The 23,111-nt window shown below is 71.7% G+C and carries 21 protein-coding genes and 1 riboswitch; of the genes, 13 read left to right on the forward strand and 8 right to left on the reverse strand.

From position 1 onward, the window contains the following. Positions 1 to 6: 6 nt before the first annotated feature. A complete protein-coding gene (locus K3888_RS05805; protein WP_230929303.1) occupies positions 7 to 1,590 on the reverse strand; it encodes a protein adenylyltransferase SelO in 1,584 nt (527 codons plus the stop codon). Positions 1,591 to 1,696: 106 nt separating this feature from the next. Here K3888_RS05805 and K3888_RS05810 point away from each other — a divergent pair, with 106 nt between their 5' ends. Further along, entirely contained in the window at positions 1,697 to 2,296 is a 600-nt protein-coding gene (locus tag K3888_RS05810) for a hypothetical protein (RefSeq protein ID WP_230929304.1), read from the forward strand. A 20-nt stretch (positions 2,297 to 2,316) separates the two neighbouring features. Here the strand turns inward: K3888_RS05810 and cls are convergent, their stop codons facing one another. Next, positions 2,317 to 3,810, reverse strand: a complete 1,494-nt coding sequence (cls, locus tag K3888_RS05815) for a cardiolipin synthase (RefSeq protein ID WP_230929305.1) — start codon at positions 3,808 to 3,810, stop codon at positions 2,317 to 2,319. Between the two features lie 58 nt (positions 3,811 to 3,868). Continuing rightward, the gene (locus K3888_RS05820; protein WP_230929306.1) at positions 3,869 to 4,687 is read right to left on the reverse strand and encodes a mycofactocin-coupled SDR family oxidoreductase; all 819 of its coding nucleotides are present in this window, start codon (positions 4,685 to 4,687) and stop codon (positions 3,869 to 3,871) included. Positions 4,688 to 4,790: 103 nt separating this feature from the next. On the opposite strand from K3888_RS05820, the gene K3888_RS05825 reads away from it, so the two are divergent. The 3 genes from K3888_RS05825 (at position 4,791) to K3888_RS05835 (ending at position 7,956) form a co-directional block, all read left to right on the forward strand. Beyond that, positions 4,791 to 5,003 (forward strand): PLDc N-terminal domain-containing protein, encoded by a 213-nt coding sequence (locus K3888_RS05825; protein ID WP_230929307.1) that lies wholly within the window; start codon positions 4,791 to 4,793, stop codon positions 5,001 to 5,003. Between the two features lie 115 nt (positions 5,004 to 5,118). Further along, positions 5,119 to 5,691 (forward strand): bifunctional adenosylcobinamide kinase/adenosylcobinamide-phosphate guanylyltransferase, encoded by a 573-nt coding sequence (locus K3888_RS05830; protein WP_230929308.1) that lies wholly within the window; start codon positions 5,119 to 5,121, stop codon positions 5,689 to 5,691. 87 nt (positions 5,692 to 5,778) lie between these two features. Continuing rightward, positions 5,779 to 7,956 carry a bifunctional lysylphosphatidylglycerol flippase/synthetase MprF gene (locus tag K3888_RS05835; RefSeq protein WP_230929309.1) on the forward strand — a complete coding sequence of 726 codons (2,178 nt, stop codon included), beginning with the start codon at positions 5,779 to 5,781 and terminating at the stop codon, positions 7,954 to 7,956. A 219-nt stretch (positions 7,957 to 8,175) separates the two neighbouring features. Here K3888_RS05835 and K3888_RS05840 read toward each other — a convergent pair whose 3' ends face one another. Next, positions 8,176 to 9,933, reverse strand: a complete 1,758-nt coding sequence (locus K3888_RS05840) for a putative PEP-binding protein (protein ID WP_230929310.1) — start codon at positions 9,931 to 9,933, stop codon at positions 8,176 to 8,178. A gap of 139 nt (positions 9,934 to 10,072) precedes the next feature. Between K3888_RS05840 and K3888_RS05845 the strand changes: the two genes are divergently transcribed. The 5 genes from K3888_RS05845 (at position 10,073) to K3888_RS05865 (ending at position 15,695) form a co-directional block, all read left to right on the forward strand. Continuing rightward, positions 10,073 to 10,852 carry a DeoR/GlpR family DNA-binding transcription regulator gene (locus tag K3888_RS05845; protein WP_230929311.1) on the forward strand — a complete coding sequence of 260 codons (780 nt, stop codon included), beginning with the start codon at positions 10,073 to 10,075 and terminating at the stop codon, positions 10,850 to 10,852. Beyond that, the gene (locus tag K3888_RS05850; RefSeq protein ID WP_230929312.1) at positions 10,849 to 11,808 is read left to right on the forward strand and encodes a 1-phosphofructokinase family hexose kinase; all 960 of its coding nucleotides are present in this window, start codon (positions 10,849 to 10,851) and stop codon (positions 11,806 to 11,808) included. Before K3888_RS05845 ends, K3888_RS05850 begins: the two co-directional genes overlap by 4 nt. 84 nt (positions 11,809 to 11,892) lie before the next feature. Next, entirely contained in the window at positions 11,893 to 14,031 is a 2,139-nt protein-coding gene (locus tag K3888_RS05855; protein WP_230929313.1) for a PTS fructose transporter subunit IIABC, read from the forward strand. A 76-nt stretch (positions 14,032 to 14,107) separates the two neighbouring features. Next, positions 14,108 to 14,362 carry an HPr family phosphocarrier protein gene (locus K3888_RS05860; protein ID WP_230929314.1) on the forward strand — a complete coding sequence of 85 codons (255 nt, stop codon included), beginning with the start codon at positions 14,108 to 14,110 and terminating at the stop codon, positions 14,360 to 14,362. Between the two features lie 118 nt (positions 14,363 to 14,480). Continuing rightward, positions 14,481 to 15,695, forward strand: a complete 1,215-nt coding sequence (locus K3888_RS05865; RefSeq protein WP_230929315.1) for an XdhC family protein — start codon at positions 14,481 to 14,483, stop codon at positions 15,693 to 15,695. A gap of 13 nt (positions 15,696 to 15,708) precedes the next feature. Here K3888_RS05865 and K3888_RS05870 read toward each other — a convergent pair whose 3' ends face one another. From K3888_RS05870 to K3888_RS05885, 4 genes are read right to left on the reverse strand one after another with little or no spacing between them, the layout of a single operon-like run. Then, complete coding sequence (locus K3888_RS05870; protein ID WP_230929316.1) at positions 15,709 to 16,353, reverse strand: nucleotidyltransferase family protein; 645 nt, start codon at positions 16,351 to 16,353, stop codon at positions 15,709 to 15,711. Next, positions 16,350 to 18,425: a xanthine dehydrogenase family protein molybdopterin-binding subunit gene (locus K3888_RS05875; RefSeq protein WP_230929317.1), complete on the reverse strand. Its 2,076-nt coding sequence runs from the start codon at positions 18,423 to 18,425 to the stop codon at positions 16,350 to 16,352. Before K3888_RS05875 ends, K3888_RS05870 begins: the two co-directional genes overlap by 4 nt. A 3-nt stretch (positions 18,426 to 18,428) precedes the next feature. Continuing rightward, positions 18,429 to 19,427 carry an FAD binding domain-containing protein gene (locus K3888_RS05880; RefSeq protein ID WP_230929318.1) on the reverse strand — a complete coding sequence of 333 codons (999 nt, stop codon included), beginning with the start codon at positions 19,425 to 19,427 and terminating at the stop codon, positions 18,429 to 18,431. After that, a complete protein-coding gene (locus K3888_RS05885; protein WP_230929319.1) occupies positions 19,424 to 19,942 on the reverse strand; it encodes a (2Fe-2S)-binding protein in 519 nt (172 codons plus the stop codon). The genes K3888_RS05880 and K3888_RS05885 overlap by 4 nt, the downstream gene beginning before the upstream one ends. A 250-nt stretch (positions 19,943 to 20,192) precedes the next feature. Here K3888_RS05885 and K3888_RS05890 point away from each other — a divergent pair, with 250 nt between their 5' ends. The 4 genes from K3888_RS05890 to K3888_RS05905 all read left to right on the forward strand — a co-directional run bounded on the left by K3888_RS05890 (position 20,193) and on the right by K3888_RS05905 (position 22,731). Continuing rightward, positions 20,193 to 21,395 carry an oxidoreductase gene (locus K3888_RS05890; protein ID WP_230929320.1) on the forward strand — a complete coding sequence of 401 codons (1,203 nt, stop codon included), beginning with the start codon at positions 20,193 to 20,195 and terminating at the stop codon, positions 21,393 to 21,395. A 159-nt stretch (positions 21,396 to 21,554) separates the two neighbouring features. After that, positions 21,555 to 21,719 (forward strand): hypothetical protein, encoded by a 165-nt coding sequence (locus K3888_RS05895; RefSeq protein WP_230929321.1) that lies wholly within the window; start codon positions 21,555 to 21,557, stop codon positions 21,717 to 21,719. A gap of 121 nt (positions 21,720 to 21,840) precedes the next feature. Continuing rightward, a complete protein-coding gene (locus K3888_RS05900; protein ID WP_230929322.1) occupies positions 21,841 to 22,038 on the forward strand; it encodes a carbonic anhydrase in 198 nt (65 codons plus the stop codon). Positions 22,039 to 22,185: 147 nt separating this feature from the next. Continuing rightward, the gene (locus tag K3888_RS05905; protein ID WP_230929323.1) at positions 22,186 to 22,731 is read left to right on the forward strand and encodes an HdeD family acid-resistance protein; all 546 of its coding nucleotides are present in this window, start codon (positions 22,186 to 22,188) and stop codon (positions 22,729 to 22,731) included. Positions 22,732 to 22,922: 191 nt separating this feature from the next. After that, a riboswitch (cobalamin riboswitch) is annotated at positions 22,923 to 23,102 on the forward strand. Positions 23,103 to 23,111 lie beyond the last annotated feature (9 nt).

The following is a 23,111-nucleotide window of genomic DNA, read 5'->3' on the forward strand; positions in this document are numbered from 1 at the left end:
CGCGCGTCAGGTGCCGCAGTAGGTGACGTGCGGGGCGGCGCCCGCCGGGGACGGCTCGGTGAACCGCTCGAGGCCGGGGTGCTCGGTGTAGGGATCGGCGACGACGACGAGGAGCTGCTCCACCAGCCCGAGATCCCCTGCCGTGGCCGCGTCCAGCGCTTCCTCCACCAGGTGGTTGCGCGGGATGTAGACGGGATTGGCGAGCGCCATCTCCGGAGCCGAGGGATCGAGAGCCCGCCAGCGCGCGAGCCAGGCGTCGACCGGGCCCTCCCCGGCGCCGGGGTCGGCCTCGGTGCAGGCGCCCGCCGGTGCCGCGGCGAACAACTCGCGCAGGCCGGCCTCGTCCCCGCGGGCGGCGGCGGTCAGGTGCCGGAAGAAGTTCGTGAAATCGACGCGCGTGGTGGTCAGCAGCATCAGCAGGTCATCGATGAGCATGCGGATCGTCTCGTCGCCGGCTGCGCTCTCGCCGAGCCCCAGCTTGGCGCGCATACCCGCGGTCCACGCCCGCTGGTACTCGTCGGGGAAGGTCGCCAGCACCTCGGTGAGCTGGCGGACCGCCTCGTCCTGATCGGGATCGATGAGTGGGATGAGGGTCTCGGCGAAGCGGGCGAGGTTCCACTGCACGATCCCCGGCTGGTTGCCGTACGCGTAGCGGCCGCCGGTGTCGATGGAGCTGAAGACCGTGGCCGGGTCGTAGGACTCCATGAACGCGCACGGTCCGTAGTCGATGGTCTCGCCGGAGATCGTGGTGTTGTCCGTGTTCATGACGCCGTGGATGAATCCCAGCAGCATCCAGCGGGCCACGAGGTCGGCCTGCCGGCGCAGCACGGAGGCGAACAGTTCCAGGTACGGGTTGTCCGAGTCGGCGGCGTCCGGGTGGTGCCGGGCGATCGCGTGGTCGGCCAGTCGGCGCAACACGGTGTCGGCGTTGTCGTCGTCGTGATCTTCGCCCGCACCGCCGGGCGCGGCACTGTTCCCGCCGTCGCGCGCGGCGGCCTTCTCGCCCTCGTGCGCGGCGAGGGCGCGCGCGAACTGGAACGTGCCCACCCTCTCGTGGCCGGCCGCGACCCTGGCGAGCACTGCGCCCGGGAGCGGCTGCTCGCGGTAGACGGTGTTGCCGGTCGCGGTCACCGCCAGCGAGCGGGTGGTGGGCACGCCGAGCGCATGCATGGCCTCGCTGATGACGTACTCGCGCAGCATCGGGGCGACCGCCGCCAGCCCGTCCCCGCCGCGGGCGAACGGGGTGCGGCCCGATCCCTTGAGGTGCAGGTCGCGGCCGTCGGGGAGCTCGCCCATCAGCAGAGCCCGCCCGTCGCCGAGGCGCGGCGAGTAGCCACCGAACTGGTGCCCGGCGTAGGCCTGGGCGGCCGGCGTCGCGCCGGCGGGTACCTGGTTGCCGACCAGCAGGCGGGTGCCCTCGTCGCTACGCAGATACGCGGGGTCCAGGCCGAGCTCGGCGGCGAGCGACTCGTTGAGGAGCAACACCTCCGGCGCGGCGGCCTCCGCAGCACGCCAGGGCACGACCAGCTCTGCGAGCTCGGTGGCGTAGCGGGCGCCGAGGTGAGGCGCGGCGGACTGCGGGGTACTCATACCCCGACGATACGGATCACGGCGCCCGCGAACATCCGCGGCGACGGGCGCACGCCGAGCACATGTCGCCCCAACCTGGGACTTCAGTCGATTAGCCTCACTGCGCATGCCGACTCGTACCCGCCTCGCCGCCGCCCTGATCCCGCTTCTCGCCCTGTCCGCATGTTCCGGAGGGGACGATTCCGAGAACGCCGAGACCCGGGCGTCGAGCGCCTGCGCGGCCGCGGAGGGCGAGCTCCTCGCCGCTGATTCGCAGGAGGGCGAGCCGACGCTGGAGGTCCCGCTCCCGGAGGGCTGGGAGACCAACACCTCGATGAACTCCGAGCTCATCCGTCTCGCCGTGATCAACCCCGCGCTCACCAAGGACGACTTCGCGCCGAACATCGTGGTGACCGCCGAGACCTCCCCCGCCGACGAGCAGGCCGCCTTCGACCGTCAGCTCGCCGGGCTGGAGCAGGTCGCAGGCACCTCCGAGGTCACGCCCGAGCGCGGCGAGATCTGCGGCTACAGCGCCTGGACCCTCGGATACGACCTGCCGGCGATGGGGGCCATCCCGGTGCGGCCCGCGGAGGTGCAGGTCATCGTGGTCCCGCACGAGGACCGGTCGATCACCTACACCATGACCGCCCAGTCGACCGCGCCCGTCGACCCCGCCTTCGAGGAGGCGGTGGAGGAGATCTTCACCGGAGTGCAGATCACCGACTGAGCCCGCGAGGGCTTCCCGCGTCAGAGCAGACCGGAGAGCAGCCGGAAGGCGTTGTCCAGGTACTTCTCGTACCAGGGGCGGGCGCGCCACCGGGCCAGGTCGAGTTCGTCGGAGCGGGACGCGTAGTCCGCGAGGACCTCGTCGGTTGCGCGCACGACCTCCGGGTCGAGCACCATCAGGGTGACCTCCCCGTTCTGGCTGAACGAACGCATGTCCATGTTGGAGGAGCCGATGGCCAGGAGGTCGCGGTCGACCAGCACGAACTTGGAGTGCAGCACGTCCGGCGCCGGGTAGCGCAGGATCCGCACCCCCGCCTCGAGCAGCTCCTCGAGATAGGACTGCTGGGCGTGGTGGATCATCACCTGATCCGCCTTCTGACAGATCATCAGCGTGACGTCGACGCCGCGTTTGACGGCGCTGGTGACCGAGTACAGCAGCGAATCGTCCGGCACGAAGTACGGCGTGCAGATCGCCACGCGGTCGACCGCCCGGTAGATCAGGTCGTTGAACAGCCGCAGGTTGTTCTCGTCGGGAAAGCCCGGCCCGGACGGCAGTACCTGTACCGGCGATCCCGTGAGCTCGTGCCGGGCCGGGTCGATCTCGGCGCGCACGACGTCGCGCAGGTCGTCGCTGGTCTCCATGTACCAGTCGGAGGCGAACACCAGGTCCAGCGAGGTGACCATCGGCCCGGTGCCCACGACGTTGAGTTCCACCCAGCGTCGGCCCATGCGGATCGCGGATCGCCGTCGGTAGTGCGGCTCGATGAGGTTGGTGCTGCCGGTCAGTGCCTGCCGACCGTCCACGACGAGGATCTTGCGGTGGTTACGCAGGTCAGGCCGCGACGGGCGCCAGCGGGTCACCCGCAGCGGCAGCGACGGCGAGAACTCGATGTCCGAGCCGTCCAGCCGCCGACGCAGTGCCCGGTATCCCCTGACCTGCGCCGTGCCGACGTGGTCGTAGAGGACCCGGACCGCCACGCCCCGCTCGGTGGCCCGGTCGAGGGCGTCCCACACCGGTCCGGCGTAGTCCGGGTCGTCGGAGACCATGTAGAAGAGCATGTGGACGTAACTCTCGGCGGAGTCGATGGCCTCGACCATCCACCGGAACGTCTCCTCGTAGTCCGAGATGAGCGTCAGGTCGTTGCCGAGGTGGACGGGGAACGCCCCGAGCCTACGGTTCATGTCCACTGTCGCGCGAAGCCGCCGGCTGTGTGCCAGCACGAGGTCGCCGTCGTCGGTGCCGGCCAGCAGTTCGGCCAGCTCCTCGTTGATCTCCCGCTGCAGTTCCTGCCGCCGCCTCGACAGCCGGTTGGTACCGAGCACCGCGAACAACGGCAGGGCGACCACCGGCACGAGGAAGACGCCGAGCAGCCACGCCATGGCGGTGCTCGGGCGACGCCCACCGGGGATCACGCCGATCGCGACCAGCCGGATCACGACCTCCACCACCAGGGCGGCGATCGCGACCCAGGCCGGGATCCAGCCGATGCTGTACCCGGTCAGTGGCCAGATCATCGTCCTGCTTCCTGCCCGCCGACCGGGCTCCGGGATGTGGAGCTCAGAAGTGTAGCGGTCAGAAGTACTGGGAGCCTCCGTCGACGCTGATGTGCTCGGCGGTGATGAACGCCGACTCGCCGGAGGCCAGGAAGGCCACGACGTTCGAGATCTCCTCCGGCTCCGCGTAGGTCTGTTCGAGGAACGTCGAGCCCATGAGATTGAGCGGCGGGTTGGATTCCCCCACCTTCTCGAGCTGGCCCACCATGTCGCCGCCACCCATCGGGGTCGCGACGCCGCCGGGATGGACGCTGTTGACGCGCACGTTGCGGGGGCCGAGTTCGGCGGCGAACGCGCGGGTCATCCCGACCAGCGCGTGCTTGGAGGCGGTGTAGTGGACCATGAACGGCTGGATCTTCTTGCCCGCGTACGAGCTGATCAGGATGATCGAGCCACCGCCTGCCGCGATCACGTGGTGGGTGGTGGCCATGACCGTGTTCCACACGCCGGTCACGTTGATGTCGATGGTCGCGGCGAAGTCCTCCGGCGCGATGGCGTCCCACACCTGCGGGGTACAGATCCCGGCGTTGGCCACGACCACGTCGAGGCGTCCGAGCTCGGCCACCGCGTCGTCGACGATCTTCTTCATCCCGTCCAGGTCCCGGACATCCCCGACGGACAGCAACGCCCGGCGGCCCTGCGCCTCGACCAGCCGGCGCGTCTCCTCGAGGTCCTCCGGCGTGGCCGGGTCGTAGGGCACGGCGGCGGGCAGCGGACCGGCCAGATCCAGACCGACGATGTCCGCGCCCTCCGACGCCAGCCGGACGGCGTGTGCCCGGCCCTGCCCCCGCGCGACCCCGGTGATGAACGCGACCTTGCCCTCGAGCCTGCCTGCCATGACGGCCTCCCTGCCGTGGTGTGGACCCATGTATCCCTCGTCGCCACCCTAGGCCGATCGGGAGGCTCTAGAGTCGGAAGCCACACGGGACCGGGAGGCGGACATGGCCGAGAAGAAGTGGAAAGATCTGACCGACGGGCAGCGGGCCGGGCTGATGGCGCTCGCGGCCGTCCAGGTTTCGCTGGCCGTCAGCGCGTGGGCCGACCTCGCCTCCCGGAACCCCTCGCAGGTGCGGGGCAGCAAGAGCCGGTGGGCTGCGGTGATCGCGATCAACTTCATCGGGCCGGCCCTGTACTTCACCCGGGGACGCCGGTGATTGTTCCCCGGCGGGCGATGATGACGACGACTATGACGACGCTGTCACCGATCATGCCGCTCACCCGGAGGCCGGCACCGCGTTCGCCGGGGGCCCTCCTCGTCGTCGTCGCCTGATGCGGGTTCTCGTCACCGGCGGTGCACGGTCCGGAAAGTCCCGGCACGCCGCGCGCCTGCTCGAGGACCGGACGCACACGGACCCACCGCGCCCGGGCGACCCAGGCCACAACCCCGCCCCAGTCACGTTCATCGCCCCCGGCCGCCCCGCCGACGAGCTCGACGACCCCGACTGGGCCGCCCGCGTCCGGCACCACCGCGCCCACCGACCCGCCGAGTGGCACACGGTCGAGACCGCGGACGTCGCCGCGGCGCTCCGCGCGACCCCCGGCCCCGTGCTGGTCGACTGCCTGGGCACCTGGCTGACCGGGTGTGTCGACCGGCTCGGGCTGTGGGACGCCCCCGTCGACGAGGCGCGCCCGGCCGTGGACGCCCGCGTCACGGAGCTGTGCGAGGCACTGGCCGGCCACGACGACGTGGTGCTGGTGACCAACGAGGTCGGTTCCGGCGTGGTGCCCGCCCACCGCGCCGGCGGCGTCTTCCGAGACCTGCTCGGCGCGCTCAACCAGACCGTGGCCGCGCAGTGCCACGAGGTACACCTGGTCGTGTGCGGGCGCGTGCTGGTGTTGTGACCGCCACGGGCCCCGCGGCCCCATAGGGTGGGAGGCTGACCGGCCCCGGCGGCCGGAAGCACCCTCACCTGAAGGCGGAAGGAACCCGTGAGCACCGACAAGGTCGCCGAAAGCACCGACGAACCCGCCGCGCCCACCCCACCGTCCCCGCTGGCCCGGGCGGGCGGACTGGTCGTGACGGCCGCGCGGCGTCTGCCCGTCACCGCCGCATTCGTGGCGGCGCTCATCGTCACCGGCGTCGTGTTCCAGGCCCTGTGGCGTCACGCCTTCCGGGCCAGCTGGTTCGAGGGCGTCGCCTACGGCCTGCCCGCCCTGGAGGGCGGCCGGTGGTGGACGCTCGGCGCCGGGCCGTGGTTCGGACTCACGCCACTGCAGCACGCGTCGCTGATCGTGCTGGTGGCGGTCGGTATCGGTGTGGGTGAGTGGCGGCTCGGGCCGGTGCGTGCCCTGATCGCCGCGATCGGTGGGCAGCTCATCGGGGTGCTGGGGGCGTTCGCGGTGATCGTCCCCGGCCACGCCGTGGGATGGGCCTGGGCCACCGAGCTCTCCCTGGTGCTGGACGTGGGTTGTTCTACCGCGGTGGTCGCGGTCCTGGCCGCCGCCACCGCCACCCTCGTCTCGCCGTGGCGACTGCGCGCCCGGGCCATCCTGTACGGCTACGTGATCGTCTCGTTCCTGTTCGTCGGGAGCCTGGCGGACCTCACCCACCTCATCTCCTTCGCGGTGTTCTTGGCTGTGGGCGAGAAGTTCTTCTCGAGCGGCGAGCGCGGGCTGCGGCCCCGGACCCGCCGCGAGACCCGGCTCGTGGTCTCGGCGGGCATGTGGTTCATCGCCGCGGTCCACGTGGTGGTCTACTTCATCCCCTCCGACGGCCCCCTCGGTCCGACCGAGGCCGACGACGTGAGCCTGGCCAGCATGCTGCTGTCGGTCCTGGTCGCCGCCGTGACCGCCGAACTGCTGCGCCGCGGCTACCGGGCCGCCTGGGCGGTGGCGCTCGCGTACGCCGTGCTCACCACCCTCAGCACGTTCGTGATCACCGGGTTGGTCGTCGCCGCCGACTTCGAGTCCATCGGCGCCGTCACCCTCGGCACCGGTCTGCTGTGGGCCGGCGAGGCGATCCTGCTCATCGCCGGCCGCAACGCGTTCGGTGTCCGCCTGCGCCGCCGCGTCACCGGATCCACCGTCCACCCCGACGACGTGGTGAACCGCGTCCGCGCCCTCATCCGGCGATACGGCGGCAGCACCATGTCGTGGATGATCACGTGGCAGCCGATGAACTACTTCTTCGGCCCCGGCGGCGACGACTCCGCGGGCGTGGTCGGCTACCGCATGCACGTCGGGACGGTCATCGGCCTGGCCGACCCGGTCGCCGACCCCGCCGACCGCGAGCGGCTGCTCACCGAGTTCGTGGACTTCGCCGAGTCCCAGGCCGCGGTCCCCTGCCTGTTCTCCGTCTCCGGCGACACCGCTGAGACCATGCGCGGGAAGGGCTGGCGGGCACTGCAGATCGCCGAGGACACCCTCATGGACCTGCCGGACCTGGAGTTCGCCGGCAAGAAGTGGCAGAAGATCCGCACCGCCATGAACAAGGCGCAGAAGAACGGCACCACCTACATCTCGGGTCTGCTGCGTGACCAGCCGGCGGAGATCCTGATGCAGGTGCGCGAGATCTCCGAGCAGTGGGTGGGCGAGAAGGAGCTACCCGAGATGGGCTTCACCCTCGGCACGGTCGAAGAGGCGCTCGACGACGACGTCCGCATCGCCCTCGCGGTGGACGCCGAGGGCATGGTCCAGGCGGCGCTGTCGTGGCTGCCGGTCTACCGCGGCGGGCCCTCCGGGGGCGCGCGCGGCTGGACCCTGGACCTCATGCGCAAGCGCAACGGGCCGGGCGCGAACAACATGGTCGAGTTCCTCATCGCGCGTTCGGCGCTGGAGTACAAGGAGGAGGGTGCGGACTTCCTGTCACTGTCGGGCGCGCCGCTGGCGCACAGCGGGGACGACGACGACAACGCCGACATGGCCGTCCTCGACCGGGGACTCGACCTGCTCGGTCAGGCGCTCGAGCCCTACTACGGTTTCCGGTCACTGCATCACTTCAAGGCCAAGTTCAATCCGCGGATCGACCCCGTCTACCTGTGCTTCCGCGACGAGGCGGACCTGCCGCGCATCGGGCTGGCCATCGGCCGGGCCTACCTGCCGGGGGCCACGACCCGTCAGCTCGCGGCGCTCGCGCGCTCCGGCTCCTCGGACACGATCGACGTCTGAGTCGGCGCCCGCGCCTCGCACCCTGCCTCGCGCCGACCGCCCGTTACCGCCCCGCCGACCGCCCCCTGCCCGCAGTTGCCAGACATGGATCTCCGGTTGCACGACGTCAGGTGCGATCCGAGCTGAAATTTCGCACATTATGTCCGGCAATCGCGGGGCGGTGTCTTGCAACCGATTGGCGGGCGGCACGTCGAGAGCTAAGCCGTCGAGTGAGTCTGCTCAATCCCGGGCTGCGGCGATCACAGCGGCCCGGGCCGCGTCGGCGGTGTCGGCGTCCAGCGCGAGCGCAGCGAACGCGCAACACTGCTCGAGGGTGACCTCGGCCAGCGCGGCGCCCACGAACGGCAGGGCCGCCGGCGCCACCGAGAGCGAACTGACGCCGAGCCCCAGCAGCACCATCGCCAGGTGCGGGTCGGCCGCGGCCTCGCCGCAGACACCGACCGGCACGATCCGGCCGGTCCCTCCCGCGGCGGAGGCAGCGGCGGTCTCGACGACCCGGTGGATCAGCCGGAGTACGGCGGGCTGCCACGGGTCGTTCAGCGCGGCGAGCCCGGAGGACATGCGGTCGGCGGCCATCACGTACTGGGTGAGGTCGTTGGTGCCGATCGACAGGAAGTCGACGTGCGGCAGGAAGCGATCCACGGCCACCGCCACCGCCGGCACCTCGACCATGATGCCGGGCGTCAGGCCTCGCTCCCGGCAGCGTTCGCCGAAGTCGCGGGCCTCGTCGACGGTGGCGATCATCGGGGCCATGACCCATGGCGACTCCTGGGCGGCGCCCACCCGGCGGCCCGCCTCGGCGATGGCGTCGAGCTGCCGGTCGACGAGCCCGCGGTCGAGCAGGTCCACGCGGATCCCGCGCACCCCCAGGGCCGGGTTCTCCTCGTCCGGCATCCCGGTGAAGGCCAGCGGCTTGTCGGAGCCGGCATCCAGTGTTCGGGTCACGACCTTGGCGCCCGGGAACGCCCCGAGGACCCGGGCATAGAGCTCCGCCTGTTCCTCCACGCCCGGTTCGCTGGGCTGCGAGAGGAACGCCATCTCGGTGCGGAACAGTCCGATCCCGCCGGCCGGCCCCCGTGCCGCGTCCTCCGCGCCCTCCCCGTCCTTGACGTTGGCCAGCAGATCGACCCGGTGACCGTCGGCGAGGGCGGCGGGCCCGGTCCAGGCGGCCGCCTTGTCCCGCAGTTCCCGGTCCGCGGCGGCGGCCGCGGAGGCGGCCTGCGCATCGGGCTCCGCCTGGATGGTGCCGCTACCGCCGTCGACGAGCACGGGGGTCCCGTCCTCGATCGCGGTGAGGCCGGACGCCCCGACCACGCACGGGATCCCCAGGTCACGGGCGATGATCACGGTGTGCGAGGTGGGCCCGCCGAACTCGCACACGATCCCGAGCACCATCGCCGCGTCGAGCCCCGCCGTGTCGGCGGGGGCGAGGTCGTCGGCGAACAGGACCCCCGGTTGGTCGAAAGCCGGAATCCCCGGCTCGGGCAACCCGCGCAGCTCCGCGATCACCCGTGCACAGACGTCCCGCAGATCGGTGATCCGCTCGGCCTGACGGCCGCCGACCCTGGTGAACATCTCCACGAAGGTCTCGGTGGCGGCGAGAGTGGCCGCCTCCACCCCGAGCCCCTTCGTCACCTCCTTGCCCACGGCCTTGGCCCAGCCGCGGTCCCGGGCCAGCACGGCGTTGGCGGCGAGCACCTCGGCAGAGACCCCGGTGGCGGCCGTCGCCCGCGCGTCGAGCCGCGCGCTCACCGTGCCGGCGGCGTCGACGAAGCGCTGCCGCTCCCGCTCGACCTGCTCGGCATCCGGCGCGGCGGCGGTGGCGGTGGGGGCGGTTCCGTCCGCAGCCGCGCCGTCGCGGGGCGTGCCCGAGCTGACCAACTCAGCGCGCTGCACCCATCGCGCCACCCCGTAGGCGAGGCCCGGCACCCTTCCGTTTCCTCGGATCGTCGCTCCGGTCTGCGCGTCAAGGGCCATAGGGCTCTCCTTAGGAGATCGGGCACGGCTACCCACGTCGAATACTAGGATTGTGACGAGCGTAACTAAAACAACTTGACTTTCCAACTGAATCGGGCAAACATCAACACAAACGGTCACTAGTGGAGGGTGGAGCCCGATGTACGGCAGCGAGCGACGACGCCACATCGCCGAGTCCCTCGCCGCCACCGGCCGGGTCACCGTCGCCGAGCTCTCGACCCAGCTCGATGTGAGCGCCGAGACCGTTCGCCGTGACCTGTCCGCACTGGAGTCCGAGGGCCTGCTCGAGCGGACCCACGGCGGCGCCGTCCCCGCGGTCCCCGGCGGCCGCATGGAGCGCACGCTGGCCGCCCGCCGCGCCGAGAACGTGGACGCCAAGTCGGCGATCGGCCGGGCCGCCCTCCCACTGCTTCCAGGCGTGGGCGGGACGGTCCTGCTTGACGCCGGATCCACCGCCGCATGTCTCGTCGAGGCCATGTCCGGCGGCCCCGCCGAGGGACGCGAACTCACACTCATCACCAACTCCGTGCCGTTGGCCGACGCCATCCACCGCGCCGGGCGCGAGACCTTGCACCTGCTCGGCGGCACCGCCCGCGGCCTGACCGGTGCCTGCGTCGGCTCCCAGACCCTCCGGGCCCTCGACGCGATCCGCGTGGACGTGGCCTTCATCGGCACCAACGGCCTCGACGCGGAACGGGGCCTGACCACCCAGGACACCGAGGAGGCGGCGGTGAAGTCGGCGATCTGCCGGGCCGCCCGCCGCGTCGTCCTCCTCGCCGACTCGAGCAAATTCGGCCGCGACTTCCTGGTCTCATTCGCCGACCTCGACCGCATCGACATCCTGGTCACCGACACCCGTCCCACCGGCGCACTGGCCGCCGCGCTCGACACCCGCGGAATCGAGGTCCTGCTGCCATGATCGTCACGCTCACCATGAACCCGTCCGTCGACCGCACGGCCACGTTGCCGGCACCGCTCCAGGTCGGTGGGGTGAACCGCATCGCAGAGATCGACGACTCCCCCGGCGGCAAGGGCGTCAACGTGGCCCGGGTGGTGGCCGCCGGCGGCACCGCGGCGCGCGCGGTCTTTCCGGCCCCGGCCGAGGACCCGTTCGTCGCGATGTGCGCCGCCGCCGAGGTCTCGACGACCGTCGTGCCGGCCGACGGGGCGGTGCGGGTCAACCTCACCGCCGTCGACCCCGAGGGCACCACCACCAAGATCAATGCGCCCGGACCCGAGCTCGACGCGGCGACCCTCGACCGCGTCCTGACCACCGTCGCCGATCTCGCGCGGGAGGCCTCGTGGGTGGTGCTGTGCGGGTCACTTCCGCGCGGCGTGTCGGACGACTTCTACGCGGGCCTGGTCATCGAACTCCGTTCGGCCGGCGTCCGCGTCGCCGTCGACACCTCCGACGCGCCGCTGGCGGCCCTCGCCGCGCGCTTCCCCGACGCCGCCCCGGACCTGGTCAAACCCAACGGCGAGGAGCTCGGCCAGCTCGCCGGCGTGGACGGCGTCGGCCTGGAGCAGCGCGCCGAGGCGGGCGACCTCGCGGCGGTCGTGGAGGCCGCCCGCGCCCTGCGCGACAAGGGCGTGGGCGCGGCGCTCGTGACGTTGGGCGGTGCCGGCGCGGTCCTCGTCGACGACGACGAGGCCTGGTTCGCCCAGGCCCCCGCCGTGCGCGTTCGCTCGACCGTCGGTGCCGGCGACTCCTCGCTGGCCGGCTACCTGCTGGCCGAGGCCCGCGGGCTCGGACCAGCGGAACGTCTCGAGTGGGCGGTCTGCCACGGCAGCGTCGCCGCGTCCCTGCCCGGCACCGGGCTGCCACTCGGCCTCGACCCCGCAACCCTCCGCGCGACGCTGCGCCGACTCGACTGAACGGCGCGTCCCGCCCGGCATCCGGCCCACCCACCCCGACCCGACAAGACCCCCCTCGCCCTACCAAGGACACGGAGTACGGCCATGAACAACCCGATCATCGAGACCGCCACCGTGCGGCTCGACGCGGATCTCGGCGGCAGCAAGGAAGAGGTCATCCGGTCGCTTGCCGGGGCCCTCGTCGACGCCGGCCGCGCCCACGACCTCGACACGATGGTCACCGACCTGCTGGCCCGCGAGGCCAAGGCCGCCACCGGGATGAAGGGCGGGATCGCGATCCCACACTGCAAATCCGAGGCCGTGGATCAGCCCAGCCTCGGGTTCGCCCGGCTCGACCCTGCCGTGGACTTCGGCGCGAAGGACGGGCCCGCCGATCTGGTGTTCCTCATCGGCGCGCCGGCCGGCGGCGGGAAGGAGCACCTCAAGCTGCTGGCCACCCTCGCCCGGAACCTCGTGCGCTCGGAGTTCGTGGCCGCGCTGCGGGCGGCGGCGACGCCGGAGGAGGCAGTCGACGTGATCCAGGGGGTGCTGACTCCGGCGGAGGAGGCCTCGTCGTCGTCATCTTCGACACCGACCACTTCCCACCAGTCCGGCGCCGCCGCGGGTGCGGCAGGCGCGGCGGCCACTACAGGTGTTGCGACGGCAACTTCCGGCGGCTCGGGCGGTGGCGGATCCACCACCCGGCTCGTCGCGGTGACCGCCTGCCCCACCGGCATCGCCCACACCTACATGGCCGCCGACTCGCTGGCCCAGGCCGCCACGGCGCGCGGCATCGACCTGCAGGTCGAGACCCAGGGCTCCGCCGGTGCGACCCCGCTCGACCCGGCGGTGATCGAGGCCGCCGACGCCGTGGTGTTCGCCACCGACGTCGGCGTGCGTGACCGCGGCCGGTTCGCCGGCAAGCCCGTGGTCGAGTACGGCGTGAAGAAGGCCATCGACGCGCCCGAGGAGGTGCTCGACGACGCCGTCGCCGCGGCCCGCAACCCGAACGCGCGTACCGTCACCGGCGACTCGGGTGGCTCGGGCGCCGAGGCCGGCGGTTCCGGCGCGAACGAGCACTGGGCGCGCGGCCTGCAGCGGGCCGTGATGACCGGCGTGTCCTACATGATCCCGTTCGTCGCGGCCGGCGGCCTGCTCATGGCTCTCGGCTTCCTCTTCGGCGGTTACGACGTCGCCTATGTCTGGCAGTCGCTCGCCACCGATTTCTCGCTGACCGATCTGCCCGGGGAGATCTGGGCTCTCGACGGCGAGATCGTCACCGCGGGCACCGCCGGGGCCGAGGTGCTCTCGCGCACCGGGCTGAGCCTCTACATCGGTGCGGTGCTGTTCGCGATCGGGCAGGCCGCGATGGGCTTCATGATCGCCGTCCTGTCCGGTTACATCGCCTACGGGCTGGCCGACCGGCCCGGGCTCGCCCCCGGGTTCGTGGGCGGCGCGATCGCGGTGTCGCTCGACGCCGGCTTCATCGGCGCACTCATCACCGGTATCGTCGCCGGCTACCTCGTGCGCTGGATGACCTCGTGGAACGTGCCGCGCTGGCTGGCCGGGCTCATGCCCGTCGTCCTGATCCCGCTGCTGGGCTCGCTGGTGATCGGCCTGCTCATGTTCCTGTTGCTCGGCCGCCCGCTCGCCGCCGTGTCCGAGGGGCTGGAGTCGTGGCTCAACGGCATGACCGGCTCGTCCATGATCGTGCTGGGCGTTGTGCTGGGCCTGATGATGTGCTTCGACCTCGGCGGGCCCGTCAACAAGGCGGCGTACACGTTCGCCACCGCCGGGCTGGCGATCGACAACGCCGCGTCGCTCAAAATCATGGCCGCCGTGATGGCCGCGGGCATGGTCCCGCCGCTGGCGATGGCCCTAGCCACGGTCGTGCGCGCGCGGCTGTTCAGCGAGGCCGAGCGGGAGAACGGCCGGGCCGCCTTCCTGCTGGGCGCCAGCTTCATCACCGAAGGCGCGATCCCGTTCGCGGCCGCCGACCCGCTGCGGGTGATCCCGTCGATGATGGCCGGTGGCGCCGTGACCGGTGCGCTGATCATGGCGTTCTCGGTCGAGTCGTACGCGCCGCACGGCGGCATCTTCGTGCTGTTCGCGATCAACCCGGTGTGGGGCTACCTCGTCGCGATCGGAGCGGGCATGCTGGTCTCGTGCGCGGCCGTGGTGATCGCCAAGTCCGCCCGCCGCGCGCCGGCGCCGGCGGTCGCCCCGGCCACCGTGGCCGCCTGACCTTTCCCTCCCGGCCGGAACCCGGCCCCACCGAAACCCAACCCGCTTGACCCCGAGTCATCCCAGAGGAGACACCATGCCCAGTCAGACCGTGATCGTCGGATCCGCCGAGGGCCTGCACGCCCGCCCCGCCGGGATCATCGCCGAGGCCGCCGAGAAGTACGACGACGACATCGTCATCACCTTCGGCGACGACGAGGCCGACGCGGACTCCGCGATGCTCATCATGGCGCTCGGCGCCGAGAAGGACGCGGAGGTGACCGTGAGCGGCGACAACGCCGACGCGGTGGCCGAGATCGCCCGGCTCGTCGAACAGGATCTCGACGCGTAGTAGCGCGAGGCCTCTGTTTCCCTCCGCCGCCTCCTCGGCCCTCCCCCGCCCGTGGCATCCGGGTGGCCCCGGCAGACGACGGGTTGCCCGCCGGCGGCACGCACGTACGCTGAGCACTGTGCTGGACGTCCTGACCACTGCTGATGACGGGCCGGCGGTGCAGCCGGGCCGGCCGTCAGAGTCCGCGGCGCCTGCGGGTCCGGCTGCGACGGCGATCGCGACGATCATCGCGGCAGACGGGTCGGCGCCCCTACCAGTCGGCACGTCGATGCTGGTGGAGTCCGGTGGCAGGATGCGGGGATCGCTCACCGGCGGGTGTGTTGAGGGCGCCGTGCTCGTCGCCTGCCAGGAGGCCCTCGAGACGGGGCGCTCCGCCGTCCACCGGTTCGGGTACAGCGACGAGGACGCGTTCGCGGTCGGTCTCATGTGCGGCGGCACGATCGACGTCCTGGTGCAGCCGCTCGACGCGCGGTCCGCGGCGGCTCCTGCGGCACCAACGCCGACCCCGGGCCAGGCCCTTGCCCCGGCCGAATCACCTGCCGCTTCGGCGCCCGCCCCGCCCGCGGCGATGGTCGCCCGCGTGCCCGGCACGCAGCCGGCCCCCTTGCCCGGCGTCGCCACGATCGCCACCTGCGAGGACGCCGCCGTCGCAGCGGCGCTGACCCCCCTCGTGCCGCGGACCGCGCTCGCCAACGCCACCCACCAGGTCGCCGCGATGGTGCGGCGCGGGCATACCGGCCTCGTGCGGGTCGCGGCCTCCAGCGAGTCAGCGGAGCCGGTCGAGTTGTTCGTCGAGTCGCACCGCCCACCCGCGCACCTGGTAATCTGCGGTGCGAACGCCTTCGGTCAGGCGCTCGTCGAGGCCGCCCGCCCGCTGGGACACCGCCTCACACTGTGTGACCCACGGCCCGCTTTTGCCGATCCCGCCTCGTTTCCCGGCGCCGAGGTCGTCCGCGCCTGGCCCCATCTCTATCTCGCCGACGCAGCGGAGTCCGGTGACGTCGACTCACGCAGCATCATCTGCGTGCTCACCCACGACCCGAAGATCGACGTCCCGACGCTCAGTCTGGCGCTGCAACTCGACGTGGCCTACGTCGGCGCGATGGGGTCGAGGCGCAGTGACCGCGACCGCCGGGCCGCGCTCCGCGATGCCGGGGTCGACGACGAGTCGCTGGCCCGTCTGCACTCCCCCATCGGCCTCGGGCTGGGCTCCGTGACTCCCGCCGAGGTCGCGGTCTCGATCCTCGCCGAGGTCATCGCCGTCCGCGAGCGCCGGCCCCGGGTCACATCACTGAGCGACGACGACGCACCCCTGCATTCGCCGAAGGCCTGATCAGGGACCCGGGTCAGGGCGCCAGTCGCGTCAGATCGTCGGGGGTGTCCACGTCGGCGCCGTCATCGAGGTCCGAGCAGTCCACCAACCGGACGAGTTCGTACTGCGTGCTGAGCAACCCGCGCGCCCCGACGTCGCCGTGCGCGGCGGCAGCCGCGTCGCCGGTCCAGCGGGCGTCGAACAGCACCGGGTGCCCGCGTCGCAGGCGCCCGCCGGGGTCGCGGTGGGCGGCCGCGGTGATGCCGCCCGGGCCGTGCGCGTGAATAACCCGCTCGACGGCGGTGGCGCTGACGCCCGGCCGGTCGACCGGCATCACCAGCACGTTCACCCCGGCACCGAGGTCCTCGAGACCACACCTGAGCGATGTGCCCATCCCCGCCGACCAGTCAGGGTTCTCGATGCACCGCACGTCCCGGAGCGACTCCAGCGCCTCCGCGACCTCGCGAGCGCCCGCCCCGGTCACCACGGTCACTCGGCCGCACCCGCCGGCGAGCATCGCGTCGGCGACGTGCTCGGCCAGCGTCACACCGCCGTGCCGCAACAGTGCCTTGGGTCCCCGGCCGAGGCGGCGGCCTTCACCGGCGGCGAGGAGAAGTCCCTCCGGCTGCTCACGCCGGATTGGCCCTGCCCCCGGGCCTGTCTCCGGCCGGGAATTCACGCCCGCAGGAACGCGTCCCCGAAGGCGGGCAGCTCCCGCACCCGCACCCCGGTCGCGTGATAGGCGGCGTTCACGATCGACGCGGCCGCGCCGACGATCCCGATCTCGCCGATGCCGCGCGCGCCGAGCGGCCCGGCGTGGGGATCGGACTCGTCGAGCCACTCCACCTCGATCTCGGGGATGTCGGCGTTGACCGGCACGTGGTACTCGGCGAGGTCGTGGTTGACCACGTGGCCGAACCGCGGATCCATCTCGCCCTTCTCGTGCAAGGCCATCCCCACGCCCATCGTCATGCCGCCGATGAGCTGTGAGCGCGCGGTGCGGGGGTTGACGATGCGCCCGGCGGAGAAGACCCCGAGCATGCGATCGAGCCGGATCTCCCCCGTCAGTTCGTTGATGCTGACCTGCGCGAAGTGCGCGCCGAACGAGTGCATCGCGACCTCCTCCTCGGCGGGGTTCTCCCCCGCCTCGGCCTGCGACTCGGCCCCGGGCGCGGGGTCGGCGCCGTGCTCGCGACGGAACTCCTCGGCGGCCAGGAGGATCGCGGCGCCCCAGCTCGCCAGACCGGTCGATCCACCGGCGACGGTGGCGTTCGGCAGGTCCGTGTCGCCGATCCCCAGATCGATCTGCTCGACCGGCACGCCCAGCCCGTCCGCCGCCACCTGGGCGAGCACGGTCCAGGTGCCGGTGCCGATGTCCGCGGCGCCGATGTCGACCCGGTAGCCGTCGTCGGTGCGGCGGATGCGCGCGATGGAGCCCGGCTGCCGCAGGGCCGGGTACGTGGCGGCCGCGACTCCCGTGCCGATCAACCACCCGTTCTCCCGGCGGGACCGCGGTGCCGGGTCGCGGCCTGACCACCCGAAACGGTCGGCGCCCGAGCGCAGGCAGTCGATCAGACGTCGCTGGTTGAAGGGCAGCCCGGTGTCCGGGTGCCGGTCGGGCTCGTTGCGGACGCGCACCTCGATCGGGTCGAGCCCCGTGGCCACGGCGAGCTCGTCCATCGCGATCTCCAGGCCCACCATGCCGGCCGCCTCCCCCGGCGCGCGCATCCAGGACGGCACCGGGGCGTCGAGCGGGACCACCTTCTGCGTGAGCCGCCGGTGCTCGGCGGCGTACATCATCCGGACCGGTTTGATCGCCAGCTCGGGGAACTCCTTGGTGTGCGAGGACATGGACACGGCGTCGAAACCGATCGCGGTGAGCCGGCCTTCGCGATCCGCACCGAGCCGCACGTGCTGCGACGTGGCGGGGCGGTGACCCGTGAGTGCGAACATCTGCTGCCGGGAGACCGCATAGGTGACCCGACGCCCCGGGACGGCCCGGGCCGCGAGTGCGGTGAGCATGAGATCGGCGTGGGGCATCCCCTTGGATCCGAACCCGCCGCCCACATGGGGGTTGATGATGCGGATCTGCTCGCGGTCGAGGCCGAGGATCGGCGCGATCATGTCGCGCGCGGGGTGTGCACCCTGAGTCGAGAGCCAGAGCGTGAGCTCGTCGTCGTCCCATCGGGCGACGGTGGTGTGCGGCTCCATGGGGTTGTTGTGCTCCATGGGGGTGTCGTAGACGGCGTCCACCACGATGTCCGCGTCCGCCAGTGCCGCGACGACGTCCCCGAGGATGTACTCGGCCGAGTCCGGGTCCTCCGGGAGCCGGGCGGACGGGTGGTCGCGCCGGAAGTCCGCGTCGTGTGGCTCGGTCTCGTAGGTCACCTCGACCACGTCCGCGGCGCGCCGTGCCTGTTCGGGCGTGGTGGCGACGACCGCACCCAGATACTGCCCCCGGAACCCGATCTCCGCGTCGCGGAGGATCGCGAGTTCCCGGTCGTCGGTCTCCGCCAGCGGCGGGGCGTTGTCCGGTGTGAGGACGTGGACGACCCCGTCCATCGCCTCGGCCGCGGAGGTGTCCAGCACCAGGGCCCGGCCGCGCGCGATCGTCGCCTGGAGGGGAAAGAGGTACAGCGGGTCGGGCCCGGGGTGTTCGTAGGCGTAGCGGGCCCGGCCACGTACCTTGTCGGCGCCGTCGGATCGGACCCGGTCGGTGCCGATCGCGGAGGCGGGCAGGAGTTCGGCCATCGTCTACACCTCCGTATCCGTGAGCTCGCCGAGCACGGTCATGATCGCCCCGCGCGTCATCGGCACCTTGAACTCGTTGCCCTCCAGCGGCGCGGCGGCCTCGAGCTCGGCGTCGGCCGCCCGGCGGAAGGTCTCCGGTGAGGGCCGTGCGCCCCGCAGCTCGGCCTCGGCGCGGCGTGCGCGCCACGGTTTGTGCGCGACCCCGCCGAGTGCGATCGATGCCTCGCGGATCACCGGTTCCGGCCCCGAGTCGTCGAGGTCGACCACCGCGGCCACGGAGGCCAGCGCGAACGCGTATGAGGCGCGATCGCGGATCTTGCGGTACGTCGACCGGCCCGCCGGCGGCGGCGGGAGCTCGACCGCGGAGATGAGATCGCCGTGGTCCAGCACCGTGTCCTTGTCCGGCCGGTCCTCGGGCAGCCTGTGCAGGTCCGTCACCGGTATCCGGCGCTCCCCGTCGGAGGAGAGGACGACGACGACGGCTTCGAGGGCCGCGAGCGCTACCGCCATATCGGAGGGATGGGTGGCCACACAGGCCTCGGATGCGCCGAGTATCGCGTGATAGCGCACATATCCGCCGATCGCCGAGCAGCCCGACCCGGGTTCGCGCTTGTTGCAGGGCGTGGTGACGTCCTGGAAGTAGACGCAGCGCGTGCGCTGCAGGAGATTCCCGCCCGTCGTGGCGGCGTTGCGCAGCTGGCCGGAGGCACCGGAGAGCAGCGCGCGCGACAGCACCGGGTAGTCGCGACGGATCCGTGGATGGGCGGCCAGGTCGCTGTTGCGGACCATGGCGCCCACGCGGACCCCGCCGTCGCCGGAGTCCTCGACCGCATCCAGCTCCAGACGCCCGATGTCCACGACGGTGTCCGGCGCGGCGACCCCGAGCTTGAGGTGGTCGACGAGGTTGGTGCCGCCGGCGAGGAACACGGCGCCGGGCCGGTCGGCGACGGCGGCCACGGCGTGCCCGGGATCGGTGGCCCGTTCGTACTCGAATTGCTTCATCGGTCCTCCCGGGCGGCATCGCGTACGGCGGCCACGATGTTGACGTAGGCGCCGCACCGGCACAGGTTTCCGCTCATGCGTTCGCGGATCTCGTCGTCGTCGTCGGACAGGTCGACACGCGCCTCGAGGTCCTCGGTGACCACGCTGGGCGCGCCGTCGGCCGCCTCGCGGATCGCGCCCACCGCGGAGCAGACCTGGCCGGGCGTGCAGTATCCGCACTGGAAGGCGTCCCGGTCCAGGAAGGCGCGATGCACCGGGGCGAGGTCGTCCGCGGCGGCGAGGCCGTCGGAGGTGGTGACCTCCGCGCCGTCCTGGCTCAGCACCAGCAGGAGGCAGGAGTTGAGCCGCCGACCGTCCACCAGGACAGTGCACGCTCCACACTGACCGTGGTCGCAGCCCTTCTTCGGGGAGAAGTTCTGCAGGTGGTCGCGGAGGGCGTCGAGAAGAGTGGTCCGTGGGTCCACGCTCAGCGAGTGTTCGTGGCCGTCGACCACCAGGTTCACAGATCGGTCCATGGGCCCTCCACACCTGTCACGGGGCCGACCCTGCGGGCGGCGCCTCGTCGTCGTCGTGTGGCGCCACCCTCCTCCCCCGCACAGGAACCCCGCAACCGGTCGGGCCTCGCCGCGGCCACACCTCGCGCCAATCAAGCATTTGCTTGGTTAGGTGGACAAACCTATGCTCGACGGAGACGGCACACCGCTGACGACGGACCGGCGCCGAGCTCCGGAACCGTCGCCGCACGAAGAGATGAGAGGTCGCGCGATGACCCAGTCGGTCGCCCCAGGTCGGGAAGCACTGTTCCAGCCGCTCGAGATCCGTTCCCTGCAGCTCGCCAACCGCCTGGCGATGTCGCCGATGACGCGCATGGGCTGCCCCGACGCGCTGCCGGACGAGGTCAACCGCGCGTACTACGCCTCCCGCGCGGCCGGTGGAACCGGGCTCGTGGTCACGGAGGGCATCGGCGTGGACCACCCGACCTCGGTGGACCATTCCTGGATTCCGCGCCTGGACACGCCGGAGTCGGTCGAGGCCTGGCGACTGGTGACGGACGCGGTGCATGCGGCGGGTGGCAGCATCATCGCCCAGCTCTGGCACGTGGGCCCGCTCTGGGGAGCCAACGCCCGCTTCGACAAGCCGAACCGCGACCGCCTGATGGAGATGCGGCCGATGCGGCCGTCGGGACTGTGGGGCACCCCGGGCGTGACCACCTACTCCGAGCGCAGCGTCGCACGGTGGTCGCCGGAGATCGAGCCCATGACCGAGGCCGAGATCGCCGAGACGATCGAGGCGTACGCGCGGTCGGCGAGGCTGGCGATGGAGGCGGGCTTCGACGGCGTGACCCTCCACGGCGGCCACGGCTACCTGCCGGACGCGTTCGTCTGGGCCGACACCAACCGCCGCACCGACTCCTGGGGTGGCGATCTGGCCGCGCGCGTCCGCTACCCGGCGGCCGTGGTGGCGGCGGTCCGCGAGGCGATCGGCCCCGACGCGCCGCTGTTCTACCGCTTCTCCCAGCACACGCAGCAGGACTACACGGCCCGCAAGGCCGAGAACCCCGAGGAGCTGGGCATCTACCTGGGCGCGCTCGCGGAGGCCGGCGTGGATCTGTTCGACGCGTCGACGCGCCGGTTCAGCGATCCTGCGTTCCCCGACCTCGAGGGCGACGACGGCAAGGTCACCCTGGCCGGTTGGGCCCGCCGACTCACGGGCAAGGCGTCCGGCGCTGTGGGCGGGGTGGGCATCGGCACGTCGCTGCGCGAGCAGAAGTCGGGGGCCGAGGTCCGGGCGTCGGACAACGTGGATTCGGTCGTGGAGCTCATGAACCGCGGGGAGTTCGATCTCATCTCCGTCGGTCGCCTGCACCTGGCCGATCCCGCTCTCGCCGGGATCCTGCGCTCCGCCGGCCCCCTGCCCGAGTTCATCCGCGAGGAGCACGAGGCGCCGCTGCGCGCGCCGCAGCCCTGATCCGCGGTCGGCCAGTCCGGGGCAGCAGCCGACCACCGAGACCGGGAAATTTGGTGGTCGCACACCCCTTGACTTGACAGGTCTGTATACATAATCTGAAACCGAGGTTTACAGACCTGTATACCCGCCTCCTGGCCCGACCCCTCAAGGAGGGAAATCATGTCGCCGTTCCGTCCCTTCATCGACCTTCTCGCCCAGCTGTGGTTCGCCCTCGACACCGCCAGTGCTGTCCGTCACGGCAAGCCCGTCTCCGACCGGGCCCGCGCGTACTGCATGACCGACCACGCGCCCACCCGGGCGCACCTCAGCTCCGTCGCCGCGTAGGTCCCGACATCTGCCGCTGTACCTACTGCGGACCCGCCGACGCGCGCACTCCCGGTCCGCCGTTGATCCGCGACCTCGCAGATCAACGGCGGGCCGCGGCCTTCACGGCCAACCTGCGGACATGACTGTCACAGAGGAACTCTCCGACACCGGCCTGCGCCCCCGCTGGGCAGCGGAGTCCTTCCCGGAGCCCGAGACCGACGTCAAGCAGTCGATCGCCCGCGTCGAGGCCGACCCCTTCCTGCTCCACACCACCACCGTGCGCGGGTTCGTCTACGACGTCTCCAGCGGCGAACTGCGCGAGGTCACCCGCGACTGACGGCAGCATCCACTGCGCGGGGGCTCCGCACTGCACGTGATCGGCGTCACGAGGCAATGAGCTCGATCCGGCGCTTCCAGCGACCGGAGTGACTAAGTTCTTATTGAGCACAATCGTGCTCGCCCGCTCCCACACACGAGGTCCCACATGACCACTTCCACCTTCACCCCTGTCGCCAAGGGCATGCGCCTGGCCCTCATAGCCGGCGGCCTCATCGCCATCGCCTTCGGCATCGCCGTTCTCGTCTGGCCGGGCAAGACCGCCGTCGTCATCACCGGCGTCATCGCGGTCTGGGCCATCGTGGCGGGACTCATCTACATCGCCATGTCGTTCGCCACCACCGGCCATTCCACCGGCAGCCGGGTGGGCCACGGCCTGCTCGGCGTGCTCTACATCGTCGCGGGCATCTACGCGTTCGTCTCACTGCAGCAGTCGGCGGCCTTCCTCGCGATCTTCGCCACCGTGCTGATCGGCGTCATGTGGATCTTCGAGGGCTTCACCGCCCTGTTCAACCTCGGCGAGGCCAGCTCGAAGGGCATCACGATCTTCTTCGCGGTCATCTCCGTGCTCGCCGGCATCTCGCTGGTGAGCACTCCCCTGTGGGGAGCCGGCTTCCTGTGGTGGCTCGCCGGCATCGCGCTTCTCGTCCTGGGCGTCCTCAACGTGATCCGAGGCTTCTCGATCAAGGCCTGACGCGCCGACCGGCCGTGGTGGGGATCAACATTCGGCCAGGTGGGCGACGGCGGAAACGTACCGCAGTGACGGCTGGTCAAGAGGTGGGCGAGCCGTCGCAGAGGGTGCGGCAGGTCTCGCCGTTGACCTTCCCGGGGCCGGCGATCGGGATTCCCACGGCTGCCCGCGGGGCAGGGATCGCGGTCTGACCGTGTTAGATTCGACTGGCCAGCGAGACCGACAGGTCGCGGGAATCCGGTGCGAATCCGGAACTGACGCGCAGCGGTGAGGGTGATGGCAGGAGCACGATGCCACTGGGTCGGACGATCCGGGAAGGCGCCCCTGACCAGGTGAACCCGAGTCCGAATACCGGCTGGCCCTCGCGGTGACCACCGCCAGGT

Origin of the sequence: Dietzia aurantiaca, from assembly GCF_021033825.1 — a bacterium.
Taxonomy (GTDB): domain Bacteria; phylum Actinomycetota; class Actinomycetes; order Mycobacteriales; family Mycobacteriaceae; genus Dietzia; species Dietzia aurantiaca.

Excerpts from the sequence above, each read along its gene's own strand:
- K3888_RS05820 (WP_230929306.1), bottom strand. The coding sequence starts at position 4,687 with ATGGCAGGCAGGCTCGAGGGCAAGGTCGCGTTCATCACCGGGGTCGCG.
- K3888_RS05845 (WP_230929311.1), top strand. The coding sequence starts at position 10,073 with ATGTACGGCAGCGAGCGACGACGCCACATCGCCGAGTCCCTCGCCGCC.
- K3888_RS05830 (WP_230929308.1), top strand. The coding sequence starts at position 5,119 with ATGCGGGTTCTCGTCACCGGCGGTGCACGGTCCGGAAAGTCCCGGCAC.
- K3888_RS05890 (WP_230929320.1), top strand. The coding sequence starts at position 20,193 with ATGACCCAGTCGGTCGCCCCAGGTCGGGAAGCACTGTTCCAGCCGCTC.
- K3888_RS05860 (WP_230929314.1), top strand. The coding sequence starts at position 14,108 with ATGCCCAGTCAGACCGTGATCGTCGGATCCGCCGAGGGCCTGCACGCC.
- cls (WP_230929305.1), bottom strand. The coding sequence starts at position 3,810 with ATGATCTGGCCACTGACCGGGTACAGCATCGGCTGGATCCCGGCCTGG.
- K3888_RS05900 (WP_230929322.1), top strand. The coding sequence starts at position 21,841 with ATGACTGTCACAGAGGAACTCTCCGACACCGGCCTGCGCCCCCGCTGG.
- K3888_RS05875 (WP_230929317.1), bottom strand. The coding sequence starts at position 18,425 with ATGGCCGAACTCCTGCCCGCCTCCGCGATCGGCACCGACCGGGTCCGA.
- K3888_RS05810 (WP_230929304.1), top strand. The coding sequence starts at position 1,697 with ATGCCGACTCGTACCCGCCTCGCCGCCGCCCTGATCCCGCTTCTCGCC.
- K3888_RS05905 (WP_230929323.1), top strand. The coding sequence starts at position 22,186 with ATGACCACTTCCACCTTCACCCCTGTCGCCAAGGGCATGCGCCTGGCC.
- K3888_RS05840 (WP_230929310.1), bottom strand. The coding sequence starts at position 9,933 with ATGGCCCTTGACGCGCAGACCGGAGCGACGATCCGAGGAAACGGAAGG.
- K3888_RS05825 (WP_230929307.1), top strand. The coding sequence starts at position 4,791 with ATGGCCGAGAAGAAGTGGAAAGATCTGACCGACGGGCAGCGGGCCGGG.
- K3888_RS05805 (WP_230929303.1), bottom strand. The coding sequence starts at position 1,590 with ATGAGTACCCCGCAGTCCGCCGCGCCTCACCTCGGCGCCCGCTACGCC.
- K3888_RS05895 (WP_230929321.1), top strand. The coding sequence starts at position 21,555 with ATGTCGCCGTTCCGTCCCTTCATCGACCTTCTCGCCCAGCTGTGGTTC.
- K3888_RS05850 (WP_230929312.1), top strand. The coding sequence starts at position 10,849 with ATGATCGTCACGCTCACCATGAACCCGTCCGTCGACCGCACGGCCACG.
- K3888_RS05880 (WP_230929318.1), bottom strand. The coding sequence starts at position 19,427 with ATGAAGCAATTCGAGTACGAACGGGCCACCGATCCCGGGCACGCCGTG.
- K3888_RS05855 (WP_230929313.1), top strand. The coding sequence starts at position 11,893 with ATGAACAACCCGATCATCGAGACCGCCACCGTGCGGCTCGACGCGGAT.
- K3888_RS05885 (WP_230929319.1), bottom strand. The coding sequence starts at position 19,942 with ATGGACCGATCTGTGAACCTGGTGGTCGACGGCCACGAACACTCGCTG.